The sequence below is a fragment of the Mesorhizobium sp. M0244 genome (assembly GCF_040321795.1).
GTDB lineage: Bacteria > Pseudomonadota > Alphaproteobacteria > Rhizobiales > Rhizobiaceae > Mesorhizobium.
Window position 1 is genome coordinate 74,593 of the sequence record NZ_JAMYSE010000008.1, and the last position, 13,598, is coordinate 88,190.

Annotated in this window: 12 protein-coding genes and 2 pseudogenes; 12 read left to right on the top strand and 2 right to left on the bottom strand. The window is 58.9% G+C overall.

What is annotated here, in order from left to right; all coding sequences use genetic code 11:
• Window positions 1-197: 197 nt before the first annotated feature.
• Window positions 198-1,127 (bottom strand): LysR family transcriptional regulator, encoded by a 930-nt coding sequence (locus NKJ08_RS08840; RefSeq protein ID WP_352523371.1) that lies wholly within the window; start codon window positions 1,125-1,127, stop codon window positions 198-200.
• Between the two features lie 266 nt (window positions 1,128-1,393).
• Between NKJ08_RS08840 and NKJ08_RS08845 the strand changes: the two genes are divergently transcribed.
• The 9 genes and pseudogenes from NKJ08_RS08845 to NKJ08_RS08885 all read left to right on the top strand — a co-directional run.
• Window positions 1,394-1,987 carry a NodA family N-acyltransferase gene (locus tag NKJ08_RS08845; RefSeq protein ID WP_352523370.1) on the top strand — a complete coding sequence of 198 codons (594 nt, stop codon included), beginning with the start codon at window positions 1,394-1,396 and terminating at the stop codon, window positions 1,985-1,987.
• Entirely contained in the window at window positions 1,984-2,643 is a 660-nt protein-coding gene (nodB, locus tag NKJ08_RS08850) for a chitooligosaccharide deacetylase NodB (RefSeq protein ID WP_352523368.1), read from the top strand. Before NKJ08_RS08845 ends, nodB begins: the two co-directional genes overlap by 4 nt.
• Before the next feature lie 14 nt (window positions 2,644-2,657).
• Window positions 2,658-3,983, top strand: coding sequence for a chitooligosaccharide synthase NodC (gene nodC / locus NKJ08_RS08855; protein ID WP_352466667.1), 1,326 nt, complete (start codon window positions 2,658-2,660; stop codon window positions 3,981-3,983).
• An 80-nt stretch (window positions 3,984-4,063) separates the two neighbouring features.
• Window positions 4,064-4,660, top strand: a complete 597-nt coding sequence (nodS, locus tag NKJ08_RS08860; RefSeq protein WP_352523407.1) for a nodulation methyltransferase NodS — start codon at window positions 4,064-4,066, stop codon at window positions 4,658-4,660.
• A gap of 35 nt (window positions 4,661-4,695) precedes the next feature.
• Window positions 4,696-4,929: pseudogene (locus NKJ08_RS08865) on the top strand (carbamoyltransferase N-terminal domain-containing protein); the annotation flags it as partial.
• A gap of 55 nt (window positions 4,930-4,984) precedes the next feature.
• Window positions 4,985-5,896: a nodulation factor ABC transporter ATP-binding protein NodI gene (gene nodI / locus NKJ08_RS08870; RefSeq protein WP_023719311.1), complete on the top strand. Its 912-nt coding sequence runs from the start codon at window positions 4,985-4,987 to the stop codon at window positions 5,894-5,896.
• 3 nt (window positions 5,897-5,899) lie between these two features.
• The gene (locus NKJ08_RS08875) at window positions 5,900-6,688 is read left to right on the top strand and encodes an ABC transporter permease (protein WP_352516374.1); all 789 of its coding nucleotides are present in this window, start codon (window positions 5,900-5,902) and stop codon (window positions 6,686-6,688) included.
• Window positions 6,689-6,755: 67 nt separating this feature from the next.
• Window positions 6,756-7,706 (top strand): LysR family transcriptional regulator, encoded by a 951-nt coding sequence (locus NKJ08_RS08880; protein WP_352523367.1) that lies wholly within the window; start codon window positions 6,756-6,758, stop codon window positions 7,704-7,706.
• A 31-nt stretch (window positions 7,707-7,737) separates the two neighbouring features.
• Window positions 7,738-8,004 (top strand): annotated as a pseudogene (locus tag NKJ08_RS08885) (hypothetical protein); the annotation flags it as partial.
• 111 nt (window positions 8,005-8,115) lie between these two features.
• Here NKJ08_RS08885 and NKJ08_RS08890 read toward each other — a convergent pair.
• Entirely contained in the window at window positions 8,116-8,349 is a 234-nt protein-coding gene (locus tag NKJ08_RS08890; protein ID WP_352516376.1) for a hypothetical protein, read from the bottom strand.
• A gap of 555 nt (window positions 8,350-8,904) precedes the next feature.
• Here NKJ08_RS08890 and NKJ08_RS08895 point away from each other — a divergent pair.
• The 3 genes from NKJ08_RS08895 to NKJ08_RS08905 all read left to right on the top strand — a co-directional run bounded on the left by NKJ08_RS08895 (window position 8,905) and on the right by NKJ08_RS08905 (window position 13,147).
• Entirely contained in the window at window positions 8,905-9,696 is a 792-nt protein-coding gene (locus tag NKJ08_RS08895; RefSeq protein WP_352523366.1) for a calcium-binding protein, read from the top strand.
• A gap of 354 nt (window positions 9,697-10,050) precedes the next feature.
• Window positions 10,051-11,859: a type I secretion system permease/ATPase gene (locus NKJ08_RS08900; RefSeq protein WP_502896047.1), complete on the top strand. Its 1,809-nt coding sequence runs from the start codon at window positions 10,051-10,053 to the stop codon at window positions 11,857-11,859.
• Window positions 11,834-13,147 (top strand): HlyD family type I secretion periplasmic adaptor subunit, encoded by a 1,314-nt coding sequence (locus NKJ08_RS08905; protein ID WP_352781663.1) that lies wholly within the window; start codon window positions 11,834-11,836, stop codon window positions 13,145-13,147. Before NKJ08_RS08900 ends, NKJ08_RS08905 begins: the two co-directional genes overlap by 26 nt.
• The last annotated feature ends 451 nt before the right edge of the window (window positions 13,148-13,598 follow it).

The window sequence follows — 13,598 nt, forward strand, 5'->3', positions numbered from 1 at the left end:
GGCTAAACATCTTCTGGGACTTCGCACGCGAAATCGGAGGCGGCAGTCAACTCAGCACCAACCCGGGCATGTGTTCTGCTCGTTCCTGGCCCTCGTACTCAGCAAGGAACTGCGCCGCTCTGCCGAGCCAAAGGCCTGACGCCCGAATGGCAACCGCTCCTACGCGATCAAGACCGCCTCCAGGAAGCCCGAGACGCTCAATAGCTTTCAAGCAATGGCGCCAGGCGAGATGCCTCCTGCAACATCATTTCCCGCATCCACAGGCTTGCCGGATCAGTATTGTGAAGCGCAGGCCATTGGACGGCCTCCGTGAATGCGGGATGAGGAAGTGGCGGCGGAAGTCCGACAATCCGCAGGGGTGTTGTTTTTGCGAAATGCTGCGCCAGCCGTAAGGGCATGGTCCCGATGCGGTTGGTGCCTGATAGGACGGGCGCGATCAGGCTAAAGCCCTGTACGACGACCTCGATACGTCTCTCGAAACCGTGCTCGAGCAAATACCACTCCTCCATGGTGGGCTGCCGGGTATGCCTGAATTTGAGCACGACATGCCCCATCGACAAGTATCGCTCGAATGTAAGTGGCTCTGACAGCTGCTTGTTCGTGCCGCAGCCTACGCATACGAGCATATCTTCGAACAGGGCTGCGCGAGGATGTTTCGACATGAACACTTCCGGCATAATCAGAAAATCAACGTCGCCGCGCCGGAGAAGCTCCTCGGGGTCGTCGCAAATAGGCAGACATTCGAAGCGGACGGCGGGAGCTTCCCGCGCAGTACGCTCTACGATCCCCTTAAAAAGCACGAGCGTGAGGTAATCGGAAAGCATGATTCGGAAGAGACGATCCGATTGGGCTGGGTTAAAGGCGTCGGAGGAAATAATCGATAGCTGGATGTGCAGCAATGCGTCCCGGACTGCTGGGGCAAGCCCCTCCGCGCGCGGTGTCAAAATGAGCTCGCGGCCGTTCATCGTAAATAGCTCATTGCTGAAGTAGGCGCGTAACCGAGCGACGGCGGCGCTCATGGCCGGCTGGCTCAGATTAATACTGTTGGCCGCGGCAGTGACTTTACGCTCCCTGATCAGAGCGTCCAGCACAACGAGGAGATTCAGATCCAGCCCCTTAAACCGCATATCCTGATCTATCCAGCGTGTGGATGGGCATCATCTAAACAATCAATTTTACGAATTTACGAACCATGCATTAGAGGAACGTAAATGACCGACGTCAAGCTCAAATCGACGGCGCCGACACGGGCGGGAACATCGAGAGAGCTCATTGGCGAGCCCCACCGGCTGGCTCACCTTCGCTAACGACAACGGTTGAGTGCAGCCAACAACGCCGCCGCTTTGGCCGGGTAATGCGGCCCGCAAGAAACTATTTTGAAGAGAGGTCCTGAATGCGCCCTCAGGTGCAGTGGAAATTGTGCTGGGAAAACGAGTTGCAGCTCTCCGATCACGTCGAGCTCGCCGAGTTCTTTCGTGATACCTACGGGCCGACTGGGGCGTCCAACGCAGAACCGTTCGTGGGTAGTCGAAGCTGGGCCGGAGCCAGGCCTGAACTCCGCGCAATCGCCTATGATTCAAGCGGTGTAGCGGCTCACCTGGGCGTACTGCGCCGTTTCATCAAGGTTGACGCGGTCGACCTGTTGGTGGCTGAGCTGGGCCTGTACGGGGTACGTCCGGACCTTGATGGTCTCGGAATCGCCCATTCAATCCATGTCATGCTTCCAATACTGCAGGAGCTTGGCGTTCCATTCGCTTTCGGAACGGTCCGGGACGCGCTGCGGAATCATGTTGAGAGGTTCGGGCGGCGATACAGCCCTTTGGCCGTTTTGTCGGGAATTCGCGTGCGCTCCACCCGACCAGAGGCGCGCCTCGACCTGCCGCCCACACGCATCGATGACGCACTCACCATTGTTCTGCCAGTTGGACGGCCGATCAGCGAATGGCCCACGGGCACGATGATCGATCGGAACGGACCAGAGCTATGAGCCGTCCCGATTGCTTGTACGAAGTGCGCCGTGAGTGCTCTGACGGCACCGGCCGTCGCAGCGTTTATCTGACGTTTGACGACGGTCCCAATCCACTTTTCACACCGGAGATTCTCGATGTGCTGGCAGAGCAGCGGGTACCGGCGACTTTCTTCGTCATCGGCGCCTACGCCTTAGAGCACCCGGATCTCGTCCAACGAATGTTTGCAGAAGGGCACGAGCTAGGCAACCACACGATGACTCATCCGGATCTGTACAAATGCGGCTTCGGCGAAGTGCAACGTGAGATCTTTGAAGCGAACGGCGCCATCATGAGGGCGTGCCCGCAGGCCTCAGTGCGCTATATTCGCGCGCCCTATGGCGCCTGGAGCGAAGAAGTCTTCACAGCGTCACAGATCGCCGGGCTGACGGCCCTCCATTGGTCCGTCGACCCACGAGATTGGTCTCGCCCTGGGGTCGACGCGATTATCGATACCGTGCTCGCCTCTGTCCGGCCGGGCGCAATCGTACTCTTGCACGACGGATGCCCTCCCGGCGAGTTGAGCCAGGGCGCTCACGCCGGTCTGCGCGACCAGACGGTCACGGCGCTGTCCCGGCTGATTCCAGCACTTCATGAGCGCGGATTTGTAATCCGCTCACTTCCTCAACATCACTGAACAAACGAGATCCCATGACTCTTCTTGGTACAACCAGCACTGTGGCCATTTCGCTTTATGCACTGCTCTCGACTGCTTATAAGAGCATGCAGGGGATTTATGCTCTGCCGACAAACGACTCATCGGCGTTGGAGGATCTCGTCGGCTCCGATCAACTGCCCAGCGTGGATGTCATCGTCCCCTGCTTCAACGAGGATCCGCGCACGCTTTCAGAGTGCCTGGCGTCCATTGCAGACCAAGAATACGCCGGAAGACTTCGGGTCTATGTGGTTGATGACGGTTCTGGAAATCGCGAAGCCGTAGGAACTGTCCACGAAACCTACGCGCGCGACCCTAGGTTCGACATCATTTTGCTTCCCGAGAATGTTGGAAAGCGCAAGGCGCAGATCGCCGCGATACGCCGCTCATCCGGGGATTTGGTGCTTAACGTTGATTCAGACACGATACTCGCGTCCGACGTCATCACCAAGCTTGTACCGAAGATGCGAGATCCAGCGGTCGGCGCAGTCATGGGTCAGTTGATTGCCAGTAACCGGAGCGAGAGCTGGCTGACAAGGCTGATAGACATGGAGTACTGGCTGGCTTGCAACGAGGAGCGCGCGGCACAGGCTCGCTTCGGTGCCGTTATGTGCTGTTGCGGCCCATGTGCCATGTACCGCCGGTCTGCGCTCCTTTTGTTACTGGACCAGTACGAGTCGCAATTTTTTCGGGGCAAGCCAAGCGACTTCGGGGAGGATCGCCATCTCACTATCCTCATGCTGAAAGCAGGCTTTCGAACCGAGTACGTTCCGGGCGCCATCGCGGCCACAGTCGTTCCGAACAGACTCGGACCGTATCTGCGCCAACAACTCCGTTGGGCACGAAGCACATTCCGGGACACGCTGCTTGGGCTGCGCTTGCTGCCCGGCCTCAATAGCTATCTCACGTTGGACGTGGTCGGACAGAATCTCGGGCCGCTACTCCTCGCCCTATCGGTACTAACGGGCCTCGCACATTTCGCACTGACAGGCACTGTGCCTTGGTGGACAGGACTGATGATTGTGTCCATGACCATGCTCCGATGCAGCGTGGTAGCATTTCGTGCTCGACAGTTTCGATTTCTGGGCTTTTCCCTGCACACGTTCATCAACATCTTTCTCTTACTTCCCTTGAAGGCCTACGCGCTGTGTACATTGAGCAATAGCGATTGGCTGTCGCGAAGCTCTGCTGTCGCTACATCGAACACTGGGGGAAAACAGGCCCCCACCCAAACTCCGATCACTGGATCAAGCAGGGCAGAATTCTCACCGCATGCGGCTCCGCTTCGCAGGCTCAATCTTGCGCGGATTCTTCGGGATTAGCGCTGTCGAGCAACATCTGCGGCGACGAGTGATCGCTAATTACCTAGGTGGACGAGAGGTGGACGAGTTTGACCCAGAACATGAATCATCAGTTGCTCGATCGGGAATTGGCCGCAGACGATCCGTGGCGCCTCGACGGCAATCCGTTCGAGCGGGAGCGCCACACGCAAATGCTCCAGCTGGCGCTTGCCCAAGGCTCCATTACAAATGCCCTCGAAGTCGGGTGCGCTGCCGGCGCATTCACGGAAAAACTAGCTCCCTACTGCCAAGGGCTCACCGTCATCGATGTCGTGGCGCAAGCGATTGCTCGAGCACGTCAACGGATAAAGGAGCCGTCGCGCATCAACTGGATAGTCTCCGATGTTCAACAGTTTTCGACCGACCAGTTGTTTGACCTGATCGTTGTGGCGGAGGTCCTATACTACCTCGAAGACATAGCCGAGATGCGCGCGGCCGTCAAAAACCTGGTGCGGGTGCTTGCGCCAGGCGGGCATCTGATCTTCGGATCGGCAAGGGATGCTAATCGCCGTCGCTGGGGTCACGCCGCTGGTGCTGAGCCGGTCATCGCCATGCTGAACGAAACGTTGATCGAGGTAGAGCGTCTTGAGTGTCGGGGCGAGTCGGCTAACGAACACTGCTTGCTCGTCCGTTTCCGGAACCCGCTTTCCGCTTCCTGATGAATCGAATTTATCGCCGTTAACGTGGAGACACTATGCGCATCTGTGGTATCAAGCTGACCCATGACGGGGCGATCGCCCTTGTCGAGGATGGACGGCTCGTCTTCTGCGTTGAGCAGGAAAAGCGGCACAACAATCCGCGTTACCAAACCATCGATAATCTCGACGCAATTGTCGCCGCTTTGGCGGAACAGGGGCTAAATCCTTGTGATGTCGATCAATTCGTTATCGACGGCTGGGATGGCGAAGACGAGTCACAGTTTCAGGTCGGGCAGGCAACCAAGCAACCGCCAGTCTTGGCGACCCTCTCGGTAAAATGAACCCATGTCCATGGTAGCGATCGATCTTACTGACGTAAGCAAAACTTATGACAAGCTCGTTGTCGACAGACTGTCGTTCCGCGTTGCAGCGGGGGAATGCTTCGGGCTCTTGGGACCGAACGGTGCGGGCAAAAGCACGATTGCGCGTATGGTCCTCGGCATGACATCGCCTGATGCGGGGAAGATTACTGTGCTCGGCGCTCCAGTGCCGGCGCGCGCGCGTTTGGCACGTATGCGCATCGGCGTGGTCCCGCAGTTCGACAATCTTGATACCGCGTTCACTGTACGCGAGAACCTGTTGGTGTTCGGGCGCTACTTCCGGATGAGCAGACGCCAGATCGAAGCGGTTATACCGTCGCTGCTTGAGTTCGCCCGCCTCGAGAACAAAGCGGATGCGCGCGTCGCCGAACTGTCCGGCGGCATGAAGCGGCGCCTGACGCTCGCGCGTGCGCTGATCAATGACCCGCACTTGCTGGTGATGGACGAGCCGACCACCGGCCTCGATCCGCAGGCCCGCCACCTGATCTGGGAACGGCTGCGATCGCTGCTGGCGCGGGGCAAGACTATTCTTTTGACTACCCATTTCATGGAAGAGGCCGAGCGGCTGTGCGATCGGCTGTGCGTTATGGAGGAGGGGCGCAAGATCGCCGAAGGCCGCCCGTCCGCACTCATTGACGAGCAGATCGGCTGTGACGTGGTCGAGGTCTACGGCGGCAATCCGCATGAACTGGGTGCGCTGATCCGGCCGTACGCACAGCGCATCGAGGTGAGCGGTGAGACGCTTTTTTGCTATGCACCCGATCCGGAGCAGGTGCTGGTGCAGCTACGCGGGCGCGCGGGTCTACGCCTTCTGCAGCGTCCCCCCAATCTCGAGGATGTGTTTTTGCGGCTAACCGGGCGCGAGATGGAGGACTGAACAATGGGCGAACGTTATGCGGCGGGCATGCCCGCCAATGCGTGGAATTGGGTCGCGGTTTGGCGCCGCAACTATCTTGGATGGAAGAAAATCGGGCTTGCATCGGTTCTCGGCAACCTCGCCGATCCGATGATCTATCTGTTCGGTCTCGGCTTTGGCATCGGAACAATGATAGGTCCCGTTGATGGCACTTCGTACATTGCGTTTCTCGCGGCTGGCATGGTTGCCACAAGCGCGATGGCATCGGCGACCGCTGAAACGGTTTACGGGAGTTTCGGCCGCATGGACCACCAGCGCACCTGGGAAGCAATGCTATGCACTCAGCTGACGCTCGGCGATATCTTACTCGGCGAATTGGCGTGGGCAGCCACCAAGGCCCTGATGGCGGGCACAGCAATCACTATTGTTGCCACCACGCTCGGCTACGCATCGTGGCCATCCATCCTCTGCTTGCTGCCAGTCATCGCTCTCAGTGGCCTCGCCTTCGCGAGTCTAGCGATGGTCGTCACGGCGCTTGCGCCCAGTTATGAATATTTCATATTTTATAATACGCTTGTTATAACACCCATGCTGTTCCTTTGCGGCGCGATGTTTCCGGTCAACCAATTGCCCGGCGCTTTTCAGGACGTCGCCTCCTTGTTGCCGCTCGCACATGCAATTGACCTCATTCGTCCGGCGATGCTTGGCCGTCCGGCCGGCAGCATGGGCCTGCATATCGGCGCGCTTTGCATATACACGGTTTTGCCGTTCTTCCTATCGGTTGCTCTATTTCGTCGTCGGCTGATGCGTTGACGCTACTCACCATTCGTAAAATTGATTCTTTGGGCGATACCCATCCACGCGTCGGATAGGTCAATACATGCGTTTTAAGGGACTCGATCTAAATCTCCTCGTTGTGCTGGACGCTTTGATCAGGGAGCGTAAAGTCACCGCCGCGGCCCGCAGTATTAACCTGAGTCAGCCGGCCATGAGCGCCGCCGTCGGTCGGTTACGCGCCTATTTCAGCGATGAGCTATTTACGATGAACGGCCGCGAACTCATTTTGACACCGCGCGCGGAGGGGCTCGCCACAGCAGTCCGGGAGGCATTGCTGCACATCCAGCTGTCGATTATTTCCTGGGACGCCTTTAACCCGGCCCGATCGGATCGTCGCTTCCGCATCATCCTTTCCGATTACCTCACACTCGTATTTTTTAAGAAGATCGTAAAGCGTGCTGCGCGGGAAGCTCCCGCCGTCCGCTTCGAATGTCTGCTTATTTCCGACGACCCCGAGGAGCTTCTCCGGCGCGGCGACGTTGATTTTCTGATTATGCCGGAAGTGTTCATGTCGAAACATCCTCGCGCAGCCCTGTTCGAAGATATACTCGTATGCGTAGGCTGCGGCACGAACAAGCAGCTGTCAGAGCCACTTACATTCGACCGATACTTGTCGATGGGGCAGGTTGTGCTTAAATTCGGGGACACCCGGCAGCCCTCCATCGAGGAATGGTATTTGCTCGAGAACGGTTTCGAGAGACGTATCGAGGTCGTCGTACAGGGCTTTAGCATGATCCCGCCCCTTCTATCAGGCACCAACCGCATCGGGACAATGCCCTTACGGCTGGCGCAGCATTTCGCAAAATTAACACCCCTGCGGATTGTCGAACTTCCGCCGCCACTTCCTGCCGCATTCACGGAGGCCGTCCAATGGCCTGCGCTTCACAATAATGATCCGGCAAGCCTATGGATGCGGGAAATGATGTTGCAGGAGGCATCTCGTATGATTACCCCGCCTAAGAGCACCGGACGTCTCAGTTGTCGGCCGAATTGAGAAACTGACCCCCTCGGTTATGAGAGGAGGCATGGATGGCGATTGGGATTGGGCGATTCCTGCATTGTCGAGAACGATGCAGGGAGAGCAGATCCTTCAGCCTGAAGAGGTGGCAGCGATGCTGCGGCTGCATGAGCTTGGCTGGGGAATGAACCGACGGGCGAAAGAATTCGGGTGCGCTCGCAACACGGTGCCTCGGTATCTAAGCGAGGGCGGGACTGATCCGTTTCGCAAGCCTGTGCGGCCGACCGCGTTTGACGGACTGGACGATTGGCTGCGGGAGCGCTTCTTCCCCCATGGCTCGGGCTGGATGACGATCTCGACCCGCTCCAGATGCGCCGGGAACGCCTTGCGCGGTCGCGCAGCACGTCGCGGCTCGCCTGTCGGTCTTGCGGCCTCGAGCTCGGACTCAATCGCGCCGAGCCCGGTCTGATTTCGAAGGCGAAGGCCTGCTGGGCACGTTCGAGCTTCTCGGAGCTGCGACCGAAGCGGCGCGCTCCAGCTGCTTGACGATCCCATGAAGGTCGGCGATCCTCTCCTGGGCAGGCTCGTTGAGTGTCGCCATCCGGACGATCTCGGCCTTGAGTGTTTCGCTCCGGAGTTGTTGCAGTTCGGCCTTCTCCGCCGCCATGGCGACGAACATCGCCTTGAGCGTATCGATTTCGTGGGGACGGGGCGAAGCGCTTCTCGTCATGACGCCGACAGAAGCTTATTGTGCACGGCCTGAAGCCCGCCTTTTGCGCCTGAGTCACTTCGCCACGGCCTATCCGGCCGACCTCGGACGCCGTCTCCGTTCGGCTCAAACGAGCCAGTCCATGCCTTCCGAGCGCCATCAGTTCGGCGCGGCAAGCCGGATCACGCCGTTCTCCACCCGCGGCCAGCGGAACTTGTCCCCGTCCAGCGCTTACGGTGCGGGTATGCCGGCGTCGAGCAAACAGAGAGAAGTTTGGGGCCGAACCAGGTCGGCCCCGTTACGAAGTGTTGTCCTGGTGGTTTGAGTGTCGAATCTTCAGATCGATTGCTTGGGCGACCAGCGTCCCCGCCGCCAGCGAGCCCGCAACTGCTCAGCAGAAGGGCGAAGTGAACGTGAGTGCATCCATTTCGTAAATGTGTGTCTATCCAAGCAATCGATTTCTCTAATTATCCGATGAGGAATATCAAGGCGTCAGGCAGGGTGCATCACTAGGAGTATTTTGCGATGGTAAAGATTATCGAGGGTGGCCCGGGTTCCGAAACACTCCTCGGCACCGAGCTTGAAGATTGGATGGAGGGTTTCGGAGGCAATGACTGGATTGAAGGTCGTGGCGGCAACGACGAGATCTCGGGTGGCGCGGGCAGTGACCGAGCCATCGGCGGCGAGGGTAACGACCGCATCTTCGGCGGAGATGGCTGGGACGATCTCTCCGGCGACAACGGCCGCTTCAACCCGCGCGTCTCCGGTGAGGACAATGACAGGCTCAGCGGCGGTCCCGGCCAGGATGTCCTCTACGTGGGTGACGGCCAGGACACGTTGACCGGGGGCACCGACAGTGACACGTTCGTGTTCCAGTTCCACAATCCGGTGCCTGGGGTTGTCGGGTCGAAGTCGGACATTTCCACTATCACCGATTTCAACCCGGCGGAGGACAAGTTCGCCTTCGATGCGGTGGGCCTCTACAACGACGGTTTTGGCGCGAACTTCGTCAACAACGCCAGCATACAGTCCGGCTACCCGGTGAGCAGCTTCTACAGTGGTGCGGCCTCGGGTGCGAACGGCGAACACGTCGTGGTGATCACTGGCGAATCTTTCAACTCTGCTTCTGAAGCCGCGAGTGCGATCTCCGGCGAGCACGCCGGCGACATCATTGTCTACCAAAGCAGCTACACCGACAGAGTCGCAACTCTGGCCTATGTGACCGCCGACAACAGCGCGCATGAGTTCGCCCACCTGGGCGGTGTGGTCACCGTGGCCGACCTAGGCCTGACCGCGTCGGACTTCACCTTCGTTTGATCCAGAAAACCCATACGGTACATCGCCCCGCCCCCCCGGGGCGGGCGCTTTCCGTTTCCGCTACTTGCGATGGGCCGGGGCGCCCGGGAGCAGTCGCAGCGTGTACAGCTTGACGAAGCCCTGCGGGTCGCGCTGGTCGTACACCGAAATCTCCCCTGAAGGTGTGGGCGGTAAGCCTGTTCGGGCCCTTGCGGCCGGCCACGATGACGTTGCCCTTCCAAACCTTCAGCCGGACGGTGTTGTTGTTGACCCGCTCCATTAGATGCCAAACCAAACATATTCGGCGGGAGCACTGATCCTGAATCAGCGAGTCGGTTGCCGCTCGGGGAGCAATATAGGGAGCTGGGTCGCCAGATCCTCACGGAGACCTACGTGAGTAACCATTCCTTGAAGGATTCAGCTTTGAGACCTTTCCCTCTGACTTCCGCTATTTGGGGAGTTCTGTTGATCAGCGGCGTGGTCAACGTGCTTGCGCTGATCTCGCCGCTGTTCATGCTTCAGGTCTACGACCGCGTTCTGGCAAGTGGCAGCGTATCGACGCTAGTGGGGCTCGTCGTGCTTGCTGCAGGGCTTTATGCGTTCCAATGCCTGCTCGACGTTTTGCGCGCCCGCGTGCTGCTGCGGATTGGCGAGCGTTTCGATGAACAGTTTTCCGGACGCGTTCACGATGCGATCGTTCGCCTTCCGCTTTTAACGCGCATGCCGGGCGACGGCTTGCAGCCGCTTCGCGACCTCGACAATATTCGCGGATTCTTAGGTGGAAACGGTCCGACAGCGTTCTTCGATCTGCCATGGATGCTGCTTTATCTTGCCATTTGCTTCCTCCTTCATTTCTGGATCGGCATGACGGCACTTATCGGGGCGATCGGTCTCACATCTCTGACACTTCTTACCAACACTCTCTCGCAACGGCCGATACGCGAGACCATTGCCCACGACATGGTGCGCAATGGCCTACTGCAAGCAGCGCGTTGCAATGCCGAGGTCGTGCAAGCTCTCGGTCTCGGAAAGCGGATCGCTGCCCGATGGCACAAGGCCAATGCCGAGTATCTGGCCGCCAACCGGAAAGCTGGGGACGTGGCAGGTGGGCTGGGTGGCATTGCAAAGTCGTTGCGCGTGCTGCTGCAATCGGCCATTCTTGCCGTCGGCGCGTACCTTGTCATCAGGCAGGAGGCTACGGCCGGGGTCATGATTGCCAGTTCGATCATGATGGGGCGTGCGCTGGCTCCGGTCGATCTGGCCATTTCAAGCTGGAAACCCTTCCTCATGGCGCGCCAGGGTTGGGCGCGGCTGGAGGACCTCCTGGGAACGGTTCCTGAAACCGCTTCTGTTATGCCAATGCCTGCACCTGAACGCGAACTGCGCCTCGAAGGCGTGACAATCGTTCCGCCCGGCGAAAGGAAGCCGACCGTGACCGGCCTTGCGTTTGCCGTTCAGGCGGGAAGCGCACTCGGGATCATCGGTGCATCGGGTTCCGGCAAGTCGACACTCTCGCGCACCATCGTCGGCGCATGGGCGCCGGTCGCCGGAAAGGTTCGCATCGACAGCGCAAGCCTCGATCAATGGGACCGGGAAGCACTAGGCCGTCATATCGGCTATCTGCCGCAAGGTGTTGAACTGTTCGACGGCACCATTGCCGAAAACATCGCTCGTTTTGAAGATAATCCTGACCCTGAGGCTATTGTCGCCGCGGCGAAAGCAGCGGGCACGCACGAACTGATCCTCCGATTTGAGCACGGCTACGAAACTCCAATTGGTGAGGCCGGATCGGCACTTTCCGCCGGGCAGCGCCAGCGTATCGGTCTTGCCCGTGCTCTTTATCGAGACCCTTTCCTTGTTGTGCTCGATGAACCCAATGCCAATCTCGATGCGGAAGGCGAGGCTGCGGTCGTCAAGGCGATCGCCTCCGTGCGCGGGCGCAAGGGCATTGCGGTTGTCGTCGCCCATCGGCCGAGCGCCATCCGCGCCGTGGATTTGGTGTTGGTGATGGAAGGTGGACGGCAGCGAGCATTCGGTGCGCGTGATGAAGCGCTTTCCAAAGTCCTGAAGGGGGCAGCGATGGCACGAGGCGCTGGCGTCAAAGCCATCGAATCTACACAGGATAACGTGGGAGAGCGCGCTGACATGGAGGATCCCGGTGTCCGGCATTCATCAGAACAATGACGTTTCCAGCTCCATTCGCCGGCACCTGGTGGCGGGCCTTCTGGCGAGCGTGATCTTTGTTGGAGGAGCCGGAGCCTGGGCGGCCTTCACGAATCTCTCCGGTGCGGTTGTCGCGTCCGGACACTTTGTCGTCGATTCCTATGTGAAGAAGGTGCAGCACCCGACCGGTGGGGTGGTGGGAGAAATCCTGGTGAGCGAAGGTGATAAAGTAAAAGCCGGCGACATCCTCATGCGGCTCGACGCCACCCAGACGCGCGCCAATCTCGCTGTAGTCACCAAGCGGCTCGATGAGCTGGCCGCCAACCTGGCACGACTCGAAGCTGAGCGTGACGATCTGGCGGAGATCGCCTTCCCGGACTGGCTGCTCGCCCGCAGAGATGTTCCGGACGTAGTTTCGGCAGTACATGGCGAGACGCGGCTGTTCGAATTCCGCAGACAATCCCGCGACGGAAGGCAGGCGCAGCTAGCGGAACGCATCACTCAATATGAGCACGAGATCGAGGGACTCAAGGCGCAGGAAATTGCTTGTGAGAAAAGCACCGAGATCCTCCAAAAGGAAATTGCTGCCCTGAGTGGGCTGCGCGACCAAGGCATTGTCTCGGACCAACGCTTGAACAGTCTGAAGACGCAGGTTGCCACTTTCGGCGGCGAACGCGGTGAGAAGATTGCACATCAGGCACAGACGGCAGCCCGCATAGCCGAAACGCGCCTGCAGATCCTGCAGATCGATCCGGATTTCAAGACGGAAGTCGGCCAGGAGCTCAGAGAGGTTCAGGCGCAGGTTGGGGAGTATGTTGAGCGCAAGGTGGCGGCTGAACAAGAACTGCGACGGATCGATATTGTCGCGCCGCAGTCAGGCGCCATTCAACAACTCGCAGTTCATACGGTCGGAGGAGTGATCACGCCCGCCGATCCGATTATGCTAATCGTGCCGGAAGGCGACGATCTTGCGCTTGAAGCACGAATCACCCCGAAGGACATCGACCAAATCCAGCTTGGTCACAAGGCCGTGCTGCGGATGTCAGCCTTCAATCTGAGGAGCACGCCGGTATTGAACGGATATGTCAGCCGGATCGCAGCCGATCTGGCGACGGACGAAAAAAACGGCGTTTCGTATTACCTGGTGCGTCTGTCGGTTCCGCATGCGGAACTGACGAAGCTCAAGGACCTGACGCTCGTGCCCGGAATGCCGGCCGAAGCGATGATCCAGACGGGCGAGCGTACGGCGCTTTCTTATTTTGTGAAGCCGCTGTCGGACCAAATCAGTCGCGCATTCCATGAGGAATGAAAGTGATCCACAGAAATATTTTGTTATTCTTGTTGGTTGTTACGCATGCATGAGAGTCATAACCGTCTGAAAACACAACCATGCCGTTCCTCAGTTGGATTGCGCCTCTGACTCAGATACGTGGTTCCGCGGTCATTTTGCCCTTGCAAGTCGCCGCCCATTCAGTTCTTGGCCTCGAGCGCATTAAGATACCCATCATCGTACACAAAGGCTGGAAAAGAGTCCGGTGTCTTGAGCGATCCTAGGTCTGGAGACCTAGGGTGAGCCTGCAAGCACAGGGCCAGGACATGATTGAGCGTCTGCAATATTCGGACAGGTGCATAGAAAGACAGGCAGGCGCCAAAGACGCGCTTTCAACGCACTAAACCGATGCTGCGCACCCCGAGCGTCTTGCCGCCCTCGCTCCCGCCGGTAGGAATCAATCGCGAGCAGGCTGCGACGTTCATCGGCG

Bases quoted from the DNA above. Each gene is read 5' to 3' on its own strand.
- NKJ08_RS08895 (WP_352523366.1), top strand. From the start codon at position 8,905: ATGGTAAAGATTATCGAGGGTGGCCCGGGTTCCGAAACACTCCTCGGC.
- NKJ08_RS08840 (WP_352523371.1), bottom strand. From the start codon at position 1,127: ATGCGGTTTAAGGGGCTGGATCTGAATCTCCTCGTTGTGCTGGACGCT.
- NKJ08_RS08875 (WP_352516374.1), top strand. From the start codon at position 5,900: ATGGGCGAACGTTATGCGGCGGGCATGCCCGCCAATGCGTGGAATTGG.
- nodC (WP_352466667.1), top strand. From the start codon at position 2,658: ATGACTCTTCTTGGTACAACCAGCACTGTGGCCATTTCGCTTTATGCA.
- NKJ08_RS08845 (WP_352523370.1), top strand. From the start codon at position 1,394: ATGCGCCCTCAGGTGCAGTGGAAATTGTGCTGGGAAAACGAGTTGCAG.
- nodS (WP_352523407.1), top strand. From the start codon at position 4,064: ATGAATCATCAGTTGCTCGATCGGGAATTGGCCGCAGACGATCCGTGG.
- NKJ08_RS08880 (WP_352523367.1), top strand. From the start codon at position 6,756: ATGCGTTTTAAGGGACTCGATCTAAATCTCCTCGTTGTGCTGGACGCT.
- nodI (WP_023719311.1), top strand. From the start codon at position 4,985: ATGTCCATGGTAGCGATCGATCTTACTGACGTAAGCAAAACTTATGAC.
- nodB (WP_352523368.1), top strand. From the start codon at position 1,984: ATGAGCCGTCCCGATTGCTTGTACGAAGTGCGCCGTGAGTGCTCTGAC.
- NKJ08_RS08890 (WP_352516376.1), bottom strand. From the start codon at position 8,349: ATGTTCGTCGCCATGGCGGCGGAGAAGGCCGAACTGCAACAACTCCGG.